14 protein-coding genes are annotated in these 16,964 nt (G+C 65.3%); 2 read left to right on the top strand and 12 right to left on the bottom strand.

The window, feature by feature from the left end:
* Nucleotides 1–119 precede the first annotated feature (119 nt).
* The 4 genes from ACQY39_RS06585 to purE all read right to left on the bottom strand — a co-directional run bounded on the left by ACQY39_RS06585 (nt 120) and on the right by purE (nt 3,825).
* Nucleotides 120–1,109, bottom strand: a complete 990-nt coding sequence (locus tag ACQY39_RS06585; protein ID WP_428504554.1) for an SGNH/GDSL hydrolase family protein — start codon at nt 1,107–1,109, stop codon at nt 120–122.
* A gap of 66 nt (nt 1,110–1,175) precedes the next feature.
* A complete protein-coding gene (locus tag ACQY39_RS06580) occupies nt 1,176–2,171 on the bottom strand; it encodes an L-threonylcarbamoyladenylate synthase (RefSeq protein WP_428504552.1) in 996 nt (331 codons plus the stop codon).
* An 11-nt stretch (nt 2,172–2,182) separates the two neighbouring features.
* A complete protein-coding gene (locus ACQY39_RS06575; protein ID WP_428504550.1) occupies nt 2,183–3,361 on the bottom strand; it encodes a 5-(carboxyamino)imidazole ribonucleotide synthase in 1,179 nt (392 codons plus the stop codon).
* Nucleotides 3,361–3,825 (bottom strand): 5-(carboxyamino)imidazole ribonucleotide mutase, encoded by a 465-nt coding sequence (purE, locus tag ACQY39_RS06570; RefSeq protein WP_428504548.1) that lies wholly within the window; start codon nt 3,823–3,825, stop codon nt 3,361–3,363. The genes ACQY39_RS06575 and purE overlap by 1 nt, the downstream gene beginning before the upstream one ends.
* A gap of 179 nt (nt 3,826–4,004) precedes the next feature.
* Between purE and ACQY39_RS06565 the strand changes: the two genes are divergently transcribed.
* Nucleotides 4,005–4,958, top strand: coding sequence for a tetratricopeptide repeat protein (locus ACQY39_RS06565; RefSeq protein WP_428504546.1), 954 nt, complete (start codon nt 4,005–4,007; stop codon nt 4,956–4,958).
* Between the two features lie 28 nt (nt 4,959–4,986).
* Here the strand turns inward: ACQY39_RS06565 and ACQY39_RS06560 are convergent, their stop codons facing one another.
* The 3 genes from ACQY39_RS06560 to fba form a co-directional block, all read right to left on the bottom strand.
* Nucleotides 4,987–6,156, bottom strand: coding sequence for a hypothetical protein (locus ACQY39_RS06560; RefSeq protein WP_428504544.1), 1,170 nt, complete (start codon nt 6,154–6,156; stop codon nt 4,987–4,989).
* Nucleotides 6,153–7,052 (bottom strand): phosphoribosylaminoimidazolesuccinocarboxamide synthase, encoded by a 900-nt coding sequence (locus ACQY39_RS06555; protein ID WP_428504542.1) that lies wholly within the window; start codon nt 7,050–7,052, stop codon nt 6,153–6,155. The genes ACQY39_RS06560 and ACQY39_RS06555 overlap by 4 nt, the downstream gene beginning before the upstream one ends.
* A 112-nt stretch (nt 7,053–7,164) precedes the next feature.
* Nucleotides 7,165–8,229, bottom strand: coding sequence for a class II fructose-bisphosphate aldolase (gene fba / locus ACQY39_RS06550; protein ID WP_428504540.1), 1,065 nt, complete (start codon nt 8,227–8,229; stop codon nt 7,165–7,167).
* A gap of 247 nt (nt 8,230–8,476) precedes the next feature.
* Here fba and ACQY39_RS06545 point away from each other — a divergent pair, with 247 nt between their 5' ends.
* Nucleotides 8,477–9,496, top strand: coding sequence for an ATP-binding protein (locus ACQY39_RS06545; protein WP_428504538.1), 1,020 nt, complete (start codon nt 8,477–8,479; stop codon nt 9,494–9,496).
* Here the strand turns inward: ACQY39_RS06545 and ACQY39_RS06540 are convergent.
* The 5 genes from ACQY39_RS06540 to ACQY39_RS06520 form a co-directional block, all read right to left on the bottom strand.
* Nucleotides 9,493–10,452: a TIGR02285 family protein gene (locus ACQY39_RS06540; protein WP_428510739.1), complete on the bottom strand. Its 960-nt coding sequence runs from the start codon at nt 10,450–10,452 to the stop codon at nt 9,493–9,495. The two genes, ACQY39_RS06545 and ACQY39_RS06540, sit on opposite strands and share 4 nt — an antisense overlap.
* A gap of 203 nt (nt 10,453–10,655) precedes the next feature.
* Nucleotides 10,656–11,441 carry a substrate-binding periplasmic protein gene (locus tag ACQY39_RS06535; RefSeq protein ID WP_428504536.1) on the bottom strand — a complete coding sequence of 262 codons (786 nt, stop codon included), beginning with the start codon at nt 11,439–11,441 and terminating at the stop codon, nt 10,656–10,658.
* Nucleotides 11,442–11,534: 93 nt separating this feature from the next.
* On the bottom strand, nt 11,535–12,968 hold the full coding sequence (gene pyk / locus ACQY39_RS06530) for a pyruvate kinase (RefSeq protein WP_428504534.1): 1,434 nt from the start codon (nt 12,966–12,968) through the stop codon (nt 11,535–11,537).
* A gap of 142 nt (nt 12,969–13,110) precedes the next feature.
* Entirely contained in the window at nt 13,111–15,429 is a 2,319-nt protein-coding gene (locus ACQY39_RS06525) for an NADP-dependent malic enzyme (protein ID WP_428504532.1), read from the bottom strand.
* Between the two features lie 138 nt (nt 15,430–15,567).
* On the bottom strand, nt 15,568–16,893 hold the full coding sequence (locus tag ACQY39_RS06520; RefSeq protein ID WP_428504530.1) for a diguanylate cyclase: 1,326 nt from the start codon (nt 16,891–16,893) through the stop codon (nt 15,568–15,570).
* Between the last annotated feature and the right edge of the window lie 71 nt (nt 16,894–16,964).

The raw sequence follows: 16,964 nt of genomic DNA, 5'->3' as shown, positions 1-16,964 counted from the left end.
TGTAGCTGCGGGGTTCAGGGGCAAGGCCGGCTGGGGAGCGGAGGGTGCCGGCGCGCAAAAACAAACGCCGGGGCGCTTGCGCGGCCCGGCGAATGCAGCAACGCAGCCTCGGCTGCCGATCAGAAGGGGTTGTTGCGCGCCCGGGTCAGCGCCAGGGAGCCCAGCCTTTGCTGGCCGGCCGGGCCGAGCTGGGTGTCGCTGGCCCACAGCCAGGTGTCGGCCGAAGCGTCGGTGACCAAGGTCTTGGTCGTGCACTCGGTGATGGCCACCGTGCTCTGGCAGGCCGCGGCCACCACATTGGCAAAACCGAAACCGCCGGGGTATTTGACGATGGTCTGGATGCCGCCGCTGCGGTCATCGTTGGTCATGACCAAGCCAATCAAACGGCCGTCATTGACCAGATTCAGCGTCATTTCCAGGTTCAGCTCGCTGGTCAGATCCGACAGGAACTTGGCGCGGTCCAGGGTGCCGGGCTTGGCCGCAGCTTCCTTGACAGCAAACGGCGTCAAGCCCATATCGGGCACCTGGACCACGACGATACGACCGTTGGCCAGGCCGATGCGGTTGACCTGCTGGGCCAGCAGCTTGCCGCGCGCACGCGCTTCAGCCAGCAAGCTGTCGCTGCTTTGCGCCGGGTACTGGGCATAGAGCTCCAGCACATCGTTGCTGCCCACCATCAAGGTGACCAGATCCTTGGGACCAAAACCGCCATTGGTGAACTGGGCGTCGATGCGGGCGCGCACATCGGCGATCTTGGCGCCGGGGGCCGCATACATCAGGGCCGTCGGGTTGGCGATATTGGTCGGGTTGCATTCCTTGAAGACCATGCCGAAGTTGGCGGCAACGATCTGCACCCAGTTCGGGTTGCTTGCGCAGGACAGCAGGCCGGTGGTGGCATCCAGGCCGTTGATGTTGTACTTCTTACCGGCGGCCGTGATGACGCTGGCCTCATCGCCCAAAGCCATGATGCGGGTCGGGGCGAAAGGCTCGATCTGCTGAGTCCCCCCACCGCAGCCAGACAGCACAGCCACGGCGGCCAGGGCCAAGGTCGCCATCCAGGCGCGACCTTGGCGAACGTCGCGACCTGCGCCCGTTTTGCAACTCTTCATGAACACTCCAAGCAAAGAAACTCTCAGGGGCAGTGCGGACCTTTTGCCGAGCACCCGCCCCAAACCTCAACGTCCGACAAAGGCAGCGGCGGCACGACTCAGGCGATCCCTGACCCCGTCCCAGGCGCTGCCGGCAGGCGGCAACTCAATCCAGATTTCGCTCGCACCGGCGCCATCCAACTCCCGCAGCACCGCAAACAACTGATGTGCAGCCGCCCGGGCCTGCTCCGGCATGCGTCGGGCCAGCAGGCCGGCCGGCACCTCGACCGACCGCGAATATACCGCCAGCCCCCCGGCCGGTCGCTCTTGGACCCCGCTTTCGGCCAGGGCCAGACGCAGGGCATCGGCGGCGTACAGACGCACGACCGCCCGGGGCGCGTAATGCGCGACCAGGGTGCCCGAGGCGCGCGGCGCTTGCGCGTCCGGTGCCCGCAAGGGCTCACCGGCCGCGGCTTCGATCTCGTCCGGAGTCAGCACGCCGGGACGCAGCAGCACCGGATGGGCGCGGCTGCAGTCGACGATGCTCGATTCAATGCCGACCTCGCAGTCGCCGCCGTCCAGCACCCACAGGCCGGGCTCGAACTCATCGACCACATGGCGGGCCTGGGTCGGGCTGACCCGGCCGAAACGGTTCGCGCTGGGGGCTGCCACACCGGCCACGCCCAGGGCGCGGGCGGCGATCAGCAGCTCGCGCGCCACCGGGTGGGCCGGGCAACGCAGGCCGATGGTGTCCTGGCCGCCGGCGGCGGCCGCACCCACGCCAGGCTTGCGCGGCACGATCACGGTCAAGGGACCGGGCCAGAAGGCCGCCATCAAGCGCCGCGCCACCGGCGGCAGCTCGGCCGCAAACAACTCAGCATCGGCCGCATCGGCGACATGGACGATCAGCGGATGGTCAGCCGGCCGGCCCTTGGCCGCAAAAATCTTGGCCACGGCCGCATCGTCGTCGGCACGCGCACCGAGGCCGTAGACCGTCTCGGTCGGCAGCGCAAGCAACTCGCCGGCCGCCAGGCGGGCGGCCGCTGCAGCGATGGCATCGGGCTGGCGGGCGTCAAGCAGCATGGCGACTTCGCTCACCAGTCCTGGGGCAAGCCCAGCAGGCCCGCCGCTTCGCGCGCAAGGCGCTCGGCCTCTGCCGCGGTGGCGGCCGTGATGTTGAGGTGGCCCATCTTGCGGCCGGGGCGCGCGCTGGTCTTGCCGTAAAGATGCAGATGGGTGCCGGGCAAGGCAAGAATTGCGTCCCAGGGAGGCGTACGTTCGGCGCCGGCCGCGTCAAACCAGAGATCGCCGAGCAGATTGAGCATCACCGTCGGCGAATGCAAGCGCGGCGTGCGCAGCGGCAGGCGGGCCATGGCCCGGACCTGCAAGTCGAACTGCGAAACATCGCAGGCGTTCATCGTGTAATGGCCCGAGTTGTGCGGGCGCGGCGCCATCTCGTTGACGACCAGAGAACCGTCTTGCAGCACAAAGAACTCAACGCAGAGCACGCCGACATAGCCCATCTCGGTGGCGATGCGGGCGGCCGAGGCCAGGGCCTGCTGCTGCAAAGCCTCGCTGACCGAGGGCGCCGGCACTTGCGTGACGGCCAGGATGCCGTCGCGGTGCAGGTTCTGCTGCACCGGGAACTGCACGACCGTGCCATCGGCGCCGCGGGCACTCAGCACCGAGAGCTCCAGCGCCAACGGCAGCATTTGCTCCAGCACGCAGGGCACTAGCTTGAGTTCGTCCCAGCCGGATTGCAGCTCGGCGCGGTTGCGCACGCGGATCTGGCCCTTGCCGTCGTAGCCCATGCGGCTGGTCTTGAGGATGCCGGGCAGCAGGCTGTCAGCCACAGCGGCCAGATCGGCCGCGCTCTCGATCACCGCGTAAGGCGCGCAGGCGACGCCGGCGGCGCCGAAATGCGCTTTCTCGGCGGCGCGGTCCTGGCAATAGGCCACGGAGGCGCCGGCCGGTGCCACGAAGCGCCGCGCGGCCAGTTGCTCCAGGGCCTGGGCCGGCACGTTTTCAAATTCGGTGGTGATGGCATCGGCCACTTCGGCCAAGCGCGTCAGACCGGCCTCGTCGAGATAGCCGGCGCGGATGTGCTCATGGGCCACCAGACCGGCCGGGCTGTCGGCGTCCGGGTCCAAGACCACGGTGCGATAACCGAGGCTTTGCGCGGCATGGACAAACATGCGGCCCAGCTGGCCGCCGCCCATCACACCCAGCGTGGCTTCTCCGGGCAACAAAGGTTTCAGAGCGGCCGCCGACATCAGACCAGATCCTTGCTCATGGCCCGCGCGACTTCGGTCTGGCGGGCGCGGAAGGCGTCCAGCTGGGCGCGCAGGGCTGGGTCGTGGTTGGCCAGCATGGCCACGGCGAACAGGGCCGCATTGCCGGCACCGGCCGTGCCGATGGCAAAGGTGGCAACCGGGATGCCCTTGGGCATCTGAACGATGGAATGCAGGGAATCGACGCCTTGCAGATGGCGGCTGGCCACCGGCACGCCGAGCACCGGAACCGGCGTCTTGGCCGCCAGCATGCCGGGCAGATGGGCGGCGCCGCCGGCACCGGCGATGATGGCTTGCAGGCCGCGGCCGGCCGCGCTCTCGGCATAGGCGAACATATCGTCCGGCATGCGGTGCGCCGACACGACCTTGGCCTCGAAGGCAATGCCGAACTCGGCGAGAATGTCGGCAGCGTGCTTCATGGTGTCCCAGTCACTGCTGGAACCCATCACCACGCCAACCAGGGGTGCTGCGCTCGTTGACGGTTGATGATGCTGCACGACTCGCTCCATGGCTTGGGAAACCTTGAATTGTAGGCGGCCGGCGCCATCTGGCAGCTGGCTCCCGGCTTTGCAGGCCCGCCCCACCCCGCGCAATCGCAGCGCATCATCGACACCGACACTCGACCATGATCGACATCAACCTACAGAATTTTGAAGCCGAACTGATCCAGGGTTCGATGCAACAGCCAGTCCTGCTGGACATCTGGGCGCCCTGGTGCGGCCCCTGCAAGAGCCTGGGCCCGGTGCTGGAAAAGCTTGAAATTGCCTATGCTGGCCGCTTCAAGCTGGCCAAGCTGAACAGCGACGAGGTGCCCGAGATCGCCAGCCAGCTGAGCCAGATGTTTGGCGTGCGCAGCATTCCGTTTTGCGTGATGTTTGCCGGCGGCCAGCCGGTGGACGGCTTTGTCGGCGCGGTCCCCGAGGCCCAGATCCGCGAATTCCTGGACAAACATGTGCCCAGCGGCGAGATGCTGGAAGCCCAGGAAGAAGTGGCCGAGGCCGAGGAACTGATGGCCGAGGGTGATCTGGAATCGGCCCTGGTCAAGCTGCAGGCGGCGGTCGAGACCGACCCGGCCAATGAGCAAGCGCGCTTCGACTATGTGCGCGCATTGCTGGAACTCGGCTTGCTGGCCGATGCGCAAGCGGCGTTTGCCCCGGTGGCAGCCCGCGCGGCGGACACCATCACCCCGCATGCGCGCTTCGCCGCCCTGGGCCTGTGGCTGCAGGCCTGCGAACGCAGCGCTGCCGGCCTCGACGTGACCGCCCTGCAAGCGGCCATCGCCAGCAACAAGCGCGACTTTGAGTCCCGCTATGCCCTGGCCCAGGGCCTGCTGGCAAACCAGAGCTTCACCGAAGCCATGGACGAGCTGCTGGAAATCATCATGCGCGACAAGGCCTGGAATGGCGAGCTGGCGCGCAAGACCTATGTCGCCATCCTGGAGCTGCTGAGCAAGCCAGCCCCCAAGCCTGCGGCCAATGAAACCAAGAGCACCCTGGAGTTGGCTGGCCGCGCGGTCGTGCCGCCCAGCGACCCGCTGCTGGACCAATACCGCCGCAAGCTGAGCATGGCCTTGTTCTGAGGCCGGCGGTGCGGCCCCCCTTAGCCCATCAACGAGGCTGAATCGCCGCGGCCCGCAGCTGCCCGGCCCAAGCGGCCTGCTGGACCGCGAACTCTTGCCATTCCGCCTGCGCCAGGGCGGCTTGCTGAGCGGCCGCATCGGTCTGTCCGAGAGCGGCATAGACCTGCGCCAAGCGACTGTGTGTGGCGGCGCGATCATCGACATCGCAATGCGCGTCGAGCTCGAACTCGGCCTCGCGCGCCTGCAGCAAGCCCTGCTCCTGCTGGCCCAGGTTGACCCGACACCAGGCCAAATCCGCCAGCAGGCTGCTACCCAAACGCGCCAGGCCGCTGGCCATGGCTTGCGGCAGATGGGCCTCGTACAGCGCCAGCGCCTGAGCAAAGTCACCCTCGACCACCAGGATCTGGGCGCGCAGCAGCGGCGTCAGGTCCGGCATCACCGAGCCACCCATGGCGGCGTCGTAATGCTTGATGGAATCGGCCCCGAGCAGCAGCCCCTGCCCGCCCGACACTGCGGCCAGGGCCGCGACCAGACTGGCGCGGCGCGCCTGCGCCGTGCGCATTTCCGCCATGTTGTACATCAGGGCCGAGACGGACGCGTCATCGCCATCGATCAAGGCATGGCGGCGTGCCTGCGAAAACCAGGCTTGGGCCTGCTCATTGAGATCAGCGTACTGATGCGCCAGGCCCATGACGGTGCATAGGCGGTAGCGCGCGCCATGATCATCGAGCGTGGCCAGGCGATCGCAGAGCTCGGCCTGGCGCAGCATCTCCTCGGAGGCATGGCGCACATAGGCCAGCTGCGCCAACCAGGCCGCACACAGCGCCTCCAGCGCCGGCAGGCTGGCGGCCCGGGCGATCTGCTGGGCTCGCGCGATTTTCTCGTGGGCCGAGCTGCTGAAGTCGGTGTAGTAACTCATCAGCCCCTCGGCGAAATGCAGCCAGGCGCCGAGTTCGGGATGGGGGTGCTGGAAGGCCAGCTGATGCAGGCCGGTCAGTTCGCTGCGCGCCTGATCCAGGCGGCCATGGCGGGCCAGCAGCAGGGCGCGGCGCGCGCGCGCACAAGCCGACTGGGTTTGGTGGGTCGCGGCAGCGATCTCCGCCTCGACCCGGCTCAGCAAGCGGTTCTTGATAGCCTCGGGCGCGGACCGCGGCGCTCGCTTGACAGCGGGCCGGCTGCTGCCCTTGCTGCCGCTCATGACTGGGTCAGGCGCTGCAGCGCCTCGCGGTATTTGGCGGTGGTGTGCTCGATCACGGCAGCGGGCAGGCTGGGCGCCGGCGCGGTCTTGCCCCAGGGCTTGCCGTCGACCTCCGCCGCCTCCAGCCAGTCGCGCAAGAACTGCTTGTCGTAGCTGGGCGGGTTGATGCCTTCGGCATAGCTCTCCACCGGCCAGTAGCGCGAGGAGTCGGGCGTCAGCACCTCGTCCATCAGGGTCAGGGTGCCGTCGGCATCGAGGCCGAATTCGAATTTCGTGTCGGCAATGATGATGCCCTTGGTCAGCGCGTAATCGGCAGCACGCTGATAGAGCTGGATGGAGATGTCGCGCACCCGGGTGGCGAGGTCCAGGCCGATGATGTCGACCATCTTGTCGAAGCTGATGTTCTCGTCGTGGTCGCCCATCTCGGCCTTGGTGGCCGGGGTGAAGATGGGCGCGGGCAGCTTGGAAGCGTTCTTCAGGCCGGCCGGCAGTTGCACGCCGCAGACCTGACCGTTCGTCTTGTATTCGGCCCAGCCGCTGCCGGCCAGATAGCCGCGCACGACGGCCTCGACCGGCAGGGGCTTGAGGCGCTTGACCAGCATGGAGCGGCCGCGCACCTGGGCTTGTTCTTCGGACGTCACCACCGACAGCGGGTCATCGCCGGTCAAGTGGTTGGGCACGATGCCATCGAGCTTCTCGAACCAGAACAGGGCCATCTGGGTCAGCAACTCGCCCTTGCCCGGGATGGGCTCGCCCATGATGACGTCGTAGGCCGAGATGCGGTCGCTGGCGATCATCAGGATGCGGTCCTCGCCGACAGCATAGTTTTCGCGCACCTTGCCGCGCGCGATCAGAGGCAAGGAGGTGAGGGTCGAGTTCAGCAAGGCAGCGGTCATGGTGGGCATCCGGAAAATGTTGCCCAGGATTTTAGGCGGCATTCAAAAACACAAAGGCCCGCCGGGCGCGAACCCGGCGGGCCAAAGACCGAAAAGACGTCCTCGGTCTTGCTTACTGAACGATCTGGTTCAGCTCGCCGCGGGCATAAGCCGCGGCGATGTCCACCAAGGTGCGCGGCTGGATCTTGCCGGCCTGGCCTTCGCAGCCGAATTCCATGTAACGCTGTTTGCACACGGCCTTGGCGGCTTCGCGGGCGGGCTTGAGCCACTCACGGGCATCGAACTTGTCCGGGTTCTCGAACAGGAACTTGCGCACCGCGCCGGTCATGGCCAGGCGGATGTCGGTGTCGATATTGATCTTGCGCACGCCATGCTTGATGGCCTCTTGGATCTCTTCGATCGGCACGCCGAAGGTTTCCTTCATCTGGCCGCCGTACTGGTTGATGACGGCCAGCAGCTCTTGCGGCACGCTCGAGGAGCCGTGCATCACCAGATGGGTGTTGGGAATGCGGGCGTGGATTTCCTTGACGCGGCTGATGGCCAGGATGTCACCAGTGGGCTTGCGGCTGAACTTGTAGGCGCCGTGGCTGGTGCCGATGGCGATGGCCAGGGCATCCAACTGGGTGGTCTTGACGAAGGTGGCGGCTTCTTCCGGGTCGGTCAGCATCTGGCTGTGGTCCAGCTTGCCGACGGCGCCGATGCCGTCTTCCTCGCCGGCATCGCCGGTTTCCAGATTGCCCAGGCAGCCGAGCTCGCCCTCAACCGTGACGCCGACCTTGTGCGCCATCTCGACGACGCGGCGGGTCACGTCCATGTTGTACTCAAAGGACGAAGGCGTCTTGCCGTCTTCCATCAGCGAGCCGTCCATCATCACCGAGCCGAAGCCCAGGTCGATGGCGCCCTGGCAGATCTTGGGGCTGGTGCCATGGTCCTGGTGCATGACCAGAGGCACGTGAGGGTACATCTCAGCCGCAGCCTGAATCAGGTGCTTGATGAAGGGCTCGCCGGCGTACTTGCGGGCGCCTGCGCTGGCCTGCAGGATCACCGGCGCGCCGACCTCGTCGGCGGCAGACATCACGGCCTGGACCTGCTCGAGGTTGTTGACGTTGAAAGCCGGGATGCCGTAGCCGTGTTCGGCGGCATGGTCCAGCAGTTGGCGCATAGAAACGAGAGCCATGGAAGTTCTCCGGGAGTTTGAAATCCGATTGACGCAGCCTACCGACCCATCATCCGTCGATTGATGACGAAGCGGGTCATGTAACCACGCTGTAACTGGCGCGGATTCTAGCGGCGCGCCATGAAACGACAGCCCGGGCAGGCTCGCTTGTGTCAATGTTGACAAGCATTTAGGCTCACTGTGCCCCATTTTTCACGCCTTCACGGGGGGCAACCCGGGTCAGACTACCCAGCATGGAGCCCCTCGCATGACACGACTTGCCATTGACCAGCTGACCCTCTGGATCACCGCCGCCGCGCGCGAGCATTCGCTCGACCTGGCCCAGCATCTGGAGGAACGCACCGGCGCCAGCCACCGCTCGGCCCTGAGTGCGCTGCGCCGCCTGGTCGATGCCCATTGGCTGGTGCGCTCGGGCAGCAGCCGACGGCCGGTCTACGGCCCGGGGCTGCTGCGCCAGGTGGCCCGCTCCTACACCTTGCACGGCCTGCAGGAGGACATCCCCTGGCAGCGCGACTTTGCGCCCCACTTCGAGCTGCCGGCTCATGTGGCGCGCATGATCCAGCACGGCTTCACCGAGCTGGTCAACAACGCCGCCGACCACAGCGGCGGCAGCAGCGTCACCGTCTCGCTGCGCCAGACGCCCAGCCATGTACAGCTGCTGGTGTCCGACGATGGCTGCGGCGTGTTCGACAAGATCTGTTCGGCCTTCGACATCGCCGATGCACAACACGCGATGCTGGAGCTGAGCAAGGGCCGGCTGACCAGCCAGCCCGAGATGCACACCGGCCGCGGCCTGTTCTTCAGCTCGCAGCTGGCCGATGTCTTCGACATCCATGCCAACGGCACCGCCTTCCAGCGCCGCGCCTGGGAAAGCACCGGCTGGCAAAAAGGCAAGCCGCTGCCGCGCCAGGGCAGCTCCATCTATATGGCCATTGCCCTGGACACCAAGCGCACGCTGGACCAGGTGATGGAAACCTGGAGCCTGGCCGGCGACGGCATCGAATTCGACCGCACCACCATCAATCTGCGCCTGCTGGCCGGCCCCGGCCAGGCCCTGGATTCACGCGCCCAGGCCCGCCGCGTGGCCGCACGGCTGCCGCAATTCAAGCGTGCCGAGGTCAGCTTCGAAGGCGTGGTGGACGTGGGCCACGGCTTCACCGATGAGCTGTTCCGCGTCTTCGCCCGTGCTCACACCGAAGTGGAGCTGGTGCCGACACACATGACGCCGCGCATCGCAGCCTTGATCAAAAGCGCCCAAAGCAGCTAGCGCACGCCTTCTCGCGCCCCAGCTTTAGATTCGCTCGCGACTGTTGAAGAGCTAGACACAGGCCCGGCGTTGACCGCTGCCATTCGGGCCCGGTAGATCTGGAGCTCTTCGGCGGGCAGCATGGATTCATACTGTTCGCGCAAGCGTGATTTTTCTGCCTCCATGCCGGTCAAGCGATCAATGGTCTGGATCACCTGCCGGCCCCAGGCGGTTTGGCTGCAGGCGACATAGGTGGGAATTAGGGCCGGGGCCTCAGCCAAAGCCACGAACTGAAACTCCGCCGGGCTGGTTTGGGTCTTGCGCAGTTGCTCCACTTCGATGGCATAGCCCAGGGTCACGTCGAAACGCTTGCGGCTCAGGGTGTGGAGCAGTCCGGACAAGAGCCCGTACTCACCAAAATCCAATACCTGGTCGGGATACGCGGCCCGAGCTTGCTTCAAGATGTCGTCCAGCGCCTGCCCATATCGACGTTTGGGCAAGGTGCCCACCTTCACTTCTCCGGAGCGAAGCAGTTCGGCCAGAGACACATCACCGCCCGGTCGCTTCTTCCAACCACCGAGCGGCGCATAGGCTCGACGGGCAATCAAGACCGGCGGCAACTGCAAAAAATAGGGCTCCGAGGCAAACCGGGTGTAGGCCTCACGCTCCGGCACCTTCAACAGGGACAGTGTGCACACGGGCTGCCCGGCCTGCATCGCCTGAAAGGTCCGCTCCGTACTGCTGATTTCCAACTGATGCATGTATTCAGGCAAACGCTTTCGCAGCGCGCTGAGGTATTGATCTCGCAAACCCGTGCCTTGCTTGGGGCCGTCAATCACGTGATACGGCACAAAGTCGAGCAAGAGCCAGCGGATGGGCGGGGATGCCGCCGGCAGGCCTACCGGGCTGGCTGAACTGGGCCCAGGCGCAGTGGAAATAGGCGGCGCGCCCGGCTGCGCATGCCCGGCTGAAGCCATCGCCAAACAGCCAAGCGACAAGGCAAACCACAAAGACCCAAGGCCTGAAACCATTCGAACGCTCCAGTGGCCAACAGCAGGCCTGACGCCAAGACACCGTCACAGGCAGAGCCGACTCTAACGAGCACTTGCTGGCATGACGCTTGCGAGAACTACGCTTTTATCGCGCTGCCGCCAATACCGAACCATGCCCCACACGCCGTTCAGAGATCGCTGTCGATCAGAGACTGCATCGCCATCGCTTCCTGGCGCATGGCCAGGTTCAGGCGCGGCAGCACCGATGCCCAAGCATGCTCACGTGATACCGCGAAGTGAACCGGATCGACCAACATCGGCGTGGGCAGAACAGCCAAGGCGGCAGAGTACCCCGACAGCTCGCGCAGCCGCCGCTCGACCAACCAGGGTCGATCGCTTCGGTGCGTCGTCAGCATGACATCGCAGCGGCCCGCCATGAGCATTCGCACGTGCGCGCTCAAGGCACCATCGACCGGTTCAAGCTGAAAAACACGGCCTTTGGCCGCTTCAAATTCCGTGCCGAAACTCGCGCCGCGGCTCGCGCAAAGTACACGCCCTTTCAAGTCATCCAAGCTGCGGTAGTCCAGGCTTTGATCACGCCGCACCACCATCCAAGCATGGTTGTTGAAGACCGGCTCGCTGAAGGCAAGAGTCTGTTCACGCGCTCGGGTGCGTGACACCCCAAAAGCAAGCGCCTCCCCGCGCTCGGCCATCAGCAAGGCCCGCGCCCATGGCACCACCTGGATTTGCCACTCGATCCGCGCAGCCGCACCGATCACGTCCAGCGCGCGCCTGACGAAGGGCCGGCTGCTGGCCTCGGCAACGACGATGGGCACATTCACTGGCTCCAGCTTGTTCGCAGCATTGGCGAGAGCAAACAGAGGCACAGCGCCGGACACCAGGGGCAGCAAGTGCCAAAGCAACGCACGCCGAGGCGGCAGCTCAACAGGGAGCGATTTCAGCAAAGCGGGCATGAAGGGCGCTGATGTGCGAGGCCATCAGCATAGCGCCATGCAAACACACCCTACAGATCCATGCGGGCACTCAACCCGCACTTCAAGCAAAGCTCAGCCGCCGACGCGGCACACCTTCAGCATATTCGTGCCACCGGGGTAGCCCATGGGCTCACCGCAAGTGATGGCATAGGTATCACCCGGCATCAGCACACCCTTGTCGACGAGGATCTTCTCGGCCGCAGCCAGCGCGGTGTCGCGATCCTCAAACTTGGGCATCAGCAGCGGCCGCACATTGCGGTACAGCGTCATCTTGCGCTGGCTGATTTCCTGGGTGGTCAGGGCATAGATCGGCACCTGGATGCGGTGGCGGCTCATCCACAGCGCGGTCGAGCCCGATTCGGTCAGGGCCAGGATGGCCTTGCAACCCAGGTGGTGGGCGGTGAACAGCGCGCCCATGGCGATGGACTGGTCAATGCGGCCGAACTGGCGGCCGGCAAAGTCGGTGTCCAAGGTGACGAACTCGGCGCGCTCGGCCTCCAGGGCGATGGCGGCCATCTGCTCGATGGTCTCGACCGGGAACTTGCCGGCCGCCGTTTCGGCGCTCAGCATCACCGCATCGGTGCCATCAAGTACCGCGTTAGCCACATCACTGACCTCGGCGCGCGTGGGCACCGGGTTGACGATCATGGACTCCATCATCTGCGTGGCAGTGATGGCCACCTTGTCCAGCGCCAGCGCCATCTTGATCATGCGCTTTTGCAGCGCAGGAACCGCTGCATTGCCCACTTCCACCGCCAGGTCGCCGCGCGCCACCATGATGCCGTCGCTGGCCTTGAGGATGGCCTCGAGATGCGGGATCGCCTCCGAGCGCTCGATCTTGGCGATCATGCTGGGCTTGTGGTTGTAGGGCTCGCCGGCCATATTGGCCAGCTGGCGCGCCATTTCCATGTCGGTGGCGTTCTTGGGGAAGCTGATCGCCAGGTACTCGCAGCGGAAGCTCATCGCGGTCTTGATGTCTTCCATGTCCTTGGACGTCAGGGCCGGAGCCGTCAGCCCCCCCCCCTGCTTGTTGATGCCCTTGTTGTTGGACAGCTCGCCGCCCAGCTTGACGATGGTGTGCACGGCCGCGCCGCGCACCGCTTCCACGGTCAGCACCAGCAGACCGTCGTTCAAGAGCAAGGTGTCGCCGGGCTTCACATCGCGCGGCAGTTCCTTGTAATCGAGGCCCACAGCCTGCTCATTGCCCAGCTCGGTGCGGTCGGCGTCGAGGATGAAACGCTCGCCGTTGACCAGCTCGATCTTGCCGTTCTCGAACTTGCCGACGCGGATCTTCGGACCCTGCATATCGGCCATGATGGCCACTTCCTTGCCCGCGGCCTTGGCGGCCTCGCGCACCAGGCGGGCGCGGTCGATGTGATCCTGCGCCTTGCCATGCGAGAAATTGAGCCGCACCACATCGACGCCGGCTCGGATCATGCGCTCCAGCACCTCCGGTGAGGAGGACGCAGGGCCCAGGGTGGCAACGATCTTGGTGGCTCGGGACATGGCAGATCTCGCTGAAATAAAGTTACAAGCGGCTGATTATGCGGCGCATTTGTGGCCGCTCAAACGTCGAACAAGGGTTTCAGCGAGTTACACGCACCGAGCCGCATTCAGCCCTTGGCCGACAGTGCGTCGGCCCCCTCGTTCAACTCTTCGCCGCCAGCACGTCGGCCACCGCCAGCGCCGTCATATTGACGATGCGGCGCACCGTGGCCGAGGGCGTCAGGATGTGCACCGGCGCGGCCGAACCCAGCAGGATGGGGCCGACCGTCACGCCCTGACCGGCGGTGATCTTGAGCACATTGAACAAGATATTGGCCGCATCCAGCGAGGGCAGCACCAGCAGATTGGCCGCGCCCTTGAGCGTGCTGTCGGGCAAGAAGGTGTTGCGCACCGATTCCGACAGCGCCGCGTCGCCATGCATCTCGCCGTCGCACTCGACATCGGGCGCATGCTGGGTGAAGAGCTCGCGTGCGCGGCGCATCTTCACGGCCGAGGGCCGCTTGCTGGAGCCGAACATCGAGTGCGACACAAAAGCCAGCTTGGGCGGCAAGCCGAAGCGCTTGACCTCCTCGGCCGCCATGGCCGCGATCTCGGCCAGTTGCTCGGCATCGGGCTGGTCGTTGACGAAGGTGTCGGTCAGGAACAGGGTGTGTTCGTCCAGCATCAGCGCATTCATGGTGGCGAAATTGCGCGCGCCGGGTTTCAGGCCGATCAGGTCGGAGACATGCTCCAGATGGTTGTCGAAGCGACCGACCATGCCGCAGATCATGGCGTCGGCATCGCCGAGCTTGATGGCCAGGGCGCCGATGGTGGTGGCGGAGCGGCGCACGGCCGCCTTGGCCATCTCGGGCGTCACGCCCTGGCGGCCCATGACCTGGTGATACGCCTCCCAGTACTGGCGGAAGCGTGCGTCGTTGTTCGGGTCGATGACGGCCACATCCTCACCCAGCTTGAGGCGCAGGCCGGCCCGCTCGATGCGGCTGGCGATGACCTCGGGCCGGCCAATCAGCGTCGGCTTGACGATGCCTTCGTCCAGCGCCACCTGCACCGCACGCAGCACGCGCTCGTCCTCGCCCTCGGCGTAGATCACGCGCGCAGGGTTGGCCTTGGCCGCGGTGAACACCGGGCGCATGAACATGCCGGTCTGGTAGACGTAACGCTCCAGCGACTGGCGGTAGGCGGCCATATCGGCAATCGGGCGCTCGGCCACGCCGGAGTCGGCCGCAGCCTGAGCCACGGCCGGCGCGATGCGCAGGATCAGGCGCGCATCGAAGGGCTTGGGGATCAGGTAGTCGGGGCCGAAATGCAGCTCTTCGCCGGCATAGGCCGCGGCGACTTCATCGCTGGTCTCGGCCTTGGCCAGGGCGGCGATCTCGCGCACGCAGGCCAGCTTCATTTCCTCGGTGATCTTGCTGGCGCCGCAGTCCAGGGCCCCGCGGAAGATGTAGGGGAAGCAGAGGACGTTGTTGACCTGATTGGGGTAATCCGAGCGGCCGGTGGCGATGATGCAGTCCGGGCGCACGGCCTTGGCCAGTTCGGGGCGGATCTCGGGCTCGGGGTTGGCCAGGGCCAGGATGATGGGGCTGGCGGCCATGGTCTTGACCATCTCGGCCGTCAGCACGCCCGCGGCGGAGCAACCCAGGAAAACATCGGCGCCATGGACCACATCGGCCAGCGTGCGCGAAGCCGTGGTCTGGCAATAGCGCTGCTTCGATTCATCCAGTTTGCCGGCCTTGGCATCCTCACGCTCGGCGTGAATCACGCCCTTGGAGTCGCAGACAAAAATGTTCTCGCGCTTGACGCCTAAGCCCACCATCACGTCCAGGCAGGCAATCGCCGCCGCGCCCGCGCCGGACACGGCCAGCTTGACCGCGGCTATGTCCTTGCCCACCAGTTCCAGGCCGTTCAGCAAGGCAGCGCTGGAGATGATGGCCGTGCCGTGCTGGTCGTCGTGGAAGACGGGGATGTTCATGCGCTCCTTGAGCTTCTTCTCGATGTAGAAGCACTCGGGCGCCTTGATGTCCTCCAGGTTCACGCCACCCAAGGTGGGCTCCATGGCGGCAATGATGTCGACCAGCTTGTCGGGGTCGCGCTCGGCCAGTTCGATGTCGAACACATCGATGCCGGCGAACTTCTTGAACAGGCAACCCTTGCCCTCCATCACCGGCTTGGCGGCCAGCGGGCCGATGTCGCCGAGGCCCAGCACGGCTGTGCCATTGGTGATCACACCGACCAGGTTGGCACGCGAGGTGTACTCGGCCGCCAGCGAGGGATCGGCCTCGATGTCCAGGCAGGGGTAGGCCACGCCGGGCGAGTACGCCAGGGACAGGTCGCGCTGGTTGGACAAGGCCTTGGTCGGGGTGACGGCGATCTTGCCGCGAGAGGGGCTGCGGTGGTATTCCAATGCAGCTTCACGCAGGGCCGCCTCGGCCGGCGACAGCAAAGCCTTGTCATTGCTCATTCGGTGCTCCAGGAAAAATTGAGTTCCGGGAGGTTACATCGGCAATTGCTGCTCGCCGATGCCGGGAGCTTTAACTGTTATGCAAAGATCGCAAGTCGCTGATGCGCTGCGCGAGGATTCGCACGAGGCTTTGGCTCCTCAATCCCCTGGGCCTTGCTCAGCCCCAGACAGCACCACACGATCGCGGCCCTCCCGCTTGGCCCGGTACATGGCCTGGTCGGCAGCACGCATGGCCGCCTCGACCCCGGCTTCGCCATCGCTGTGACCGGGAGCCTGTGCCACACCAAAGCTGGCGCTAACCTTCAAGCCACTCGGCCAACTCTGCTCGGCCAGCAATTTGCGGAGGCGCTTGGCCACCTCAAAGGCTTCTTCGGCGGTAGTGAGGGGCATCAGCAGCACGAACTCTTCGCCACCCCAGCGGGCCAACAAATCCTCGCGTTGGATATGGGTCTTCAGGCACTGCGCAAACTGCTTGAGTACTTCGTCGCCGGCATCGTGACCCAGGCTGTCGTTGATGGACTTGAAATGGTCGATGTCGGTGAAGATCACCGACAGAGGAAACATCAACTCCTCTTGTGCCCGCATCAGCAAGCGCAGGTCATGCTGAAGACCCAAGCGATTGGACACGCCTGTCAAAGCATCATGGTGCGCCTTGGCCTCGTATTCGCCCGAGATCGCTTGGAGCCTGGCATTGGCCAGCTTCAATTCACGCTTGCCACGTAAGGCCTGATCCAGTTTGCGACGCGAGCGTCGCCAGTCCCAAAACAGGAAGGCCCCCATGCTGAACACCCAGACCGAGATGATGGCCAAACGAAACTGGGCCGGAGCAATCCACACACCAACGAACTCGGCCGCATCCAGCTCAATCCGGTGCAAACCCGGCTGCACCGTGCCAGGGGTGGTCAGAGTCAGGTAAACCGTGCGATCCAACTGTGGCCCGAGCAAACGAACCGGCAAGGGGTGGTTTTGCACCCACCACGAGGCCACCATGAACTGTTCAAGTCGAAACTCGACCGGCAGTGCCTGCGCCGCCGGGTCATAAACCACCTCATGCGGCTTGAGATCCGCCTCCTTGCCCGAGCCCGCATAGGCAGGATCGTAGTGGCGCAGGAACACCCGAACGTGCTGCTGAGGCTCCGGGCCGCTGGCGCGAATCCACAAGCGCACGCTGTCGAACTGGGTCAGATCCAGGCCCTGCTCCAGTTCCGCCAACTGAATCTGCAGCGCGCAGAACGGCCATTCGTAGCCGGGCTGAATATCGCAATGCAAGATCCAACCCGATCCACTGCGTTCAACCCGCCCCTCACTATTGCCCCCCTCCCCGCGATCATTGACGGCTGCCACCCAGTCTTCCCGCTGCGACATGTTGTCAATGCGCAGGGTGCGCTGCATCCAGTTCGCGTTGGCATACAGCGCCAGCAAGGTGGACAAGAGCAAGAGCGACAAGAGTCGACGCAGGATCATGAGGCTCTTGACGCGAACGTCTGCGAAGGAGTTAGGAGAAGAGGGTGGCGGGGCTGCCTTCCAATTCTGGG

Origin of the sequence: Roseateles sp. (assembly GCF_965262435.1) — a bacterium.
Taxonomy (GTDB): domain Bacteria; phylum Pseudomonadota; class Gammaproteobacteria; order Burkholderiales; family Burkholderiaceae_C; genus Paucibacter_A.
This window is presented reverse-complemented; position numbering and strand designations above follow the sequence as displayed.

What these genes read in the sequence shown, in the direction of transcription:
- ACQY39_RS06585 (WP_428504554.1), bottom strand. Translation starts at nt 1,109, where the DNA reads ATGAAGAGTTGCAAAACGGGCGCAGGTCGCGACGTTCGCCAAGGTCGC.
- ACQY39_RS06580 (WP_428504552.1), bottom strand. Translation starts at nt 2,171, where the DNA reads ATGCTGCTTGACGCCCGCCAGCCCGATGCCATCGCTGCAGCGGCCGCC.
- ACQY39_RS06575 (WP_428504550.1), bottom strand. Translation starts at nt 3,361, where the DNA reads ATGTCGGCGGCCGCTCTGAAACCTTTGTTGCCCGGAGAAGCCACGCTG.
- purE (WP_428504548.1), bottom strand. Translation starts at nt 3,825, where the DNA reads ATGGGTTCCAGCAGTGACTGGGACACCATGAAGCACGCTGCCGACATT.
- ACQY39_RS06565 (WP_428504546.1), top strand. Translation starts at nt 4,005, where the DNA reads ATGATCGACATCAACCTACAGAATTTTGAAGCCGAACTGATCCAGGGT.
- ACQY39_RS06560 (WP_428504544.1), bottom strand. Translation starts at nt 6,156, where the DNA reads ATGAGCGGCAGCAAGGGCAGCAGCCGGCCCGCTGTCAAGCGAGCGCCG.
- ACQY39_RS06555 (WP_428504542.1), bottom strand. Translation starts at nt 7,052, where the DNA reads ATGACCGCTGCCTTGCTGAACTCGACCCTCACCTCCTTGCCTCTGATC.
- fba (WP_428504540.1), bottom strand. Translation starts at nt 8,229, where the DNA reads ATGGCTCTCGTTTCTATGCGCCAACTGCTGGACCATGCCGCCGAACAC.
- ACQY39_RS06545 (WP_428504538.1), top strand. Translation starts at nt 8,477, where the DNA reads ATGACACGACTTGCCATTGACCAGCTGACCCTCTGGATCACCGCCGCC.
- ACQY39_RS06540 (WP_428510739.1), bottom strand. Translation starts at nt 10,452, where the DNA reads ATGGCTTCAGCCGGGCATGCGCAGCCGGGCGCGCCGCCTATTTCCACT.
- ACQY39_RS06535 (WP_428504536.1), bottom strand. Translation starts at nt 11,441, where the DNA reads ATGCCCGCTTTGCTGAAATCGCTCCCTGTTGAGCTGCCGCCTCGGCGT.
- pyk (WP_428504534.1), bottom strand. Translation starts at nt 12,968, where the DNA reads ATGTCCCGAGCCACCAAGATCGTTGCCACCCTGGGCCCTGCGTCCTCC.
- ACQY39_RS06525 (WP_428504532.1), bottom strand. Translation starts at nt 15,429, where the DNA reads ATGAGCAATGACAAGGCTTTGCTGTCGCCGGCCGAGGCGGCCCTGCGT.
- ACQY39_RS06520 (WP_428504530.1), bottom strand. Translation starts at nt 16,893, where the DNA reads ATGATCCTGCGTCGACTCTTGTCGCTCTTGCTCTTGTCCACCTTGCTG.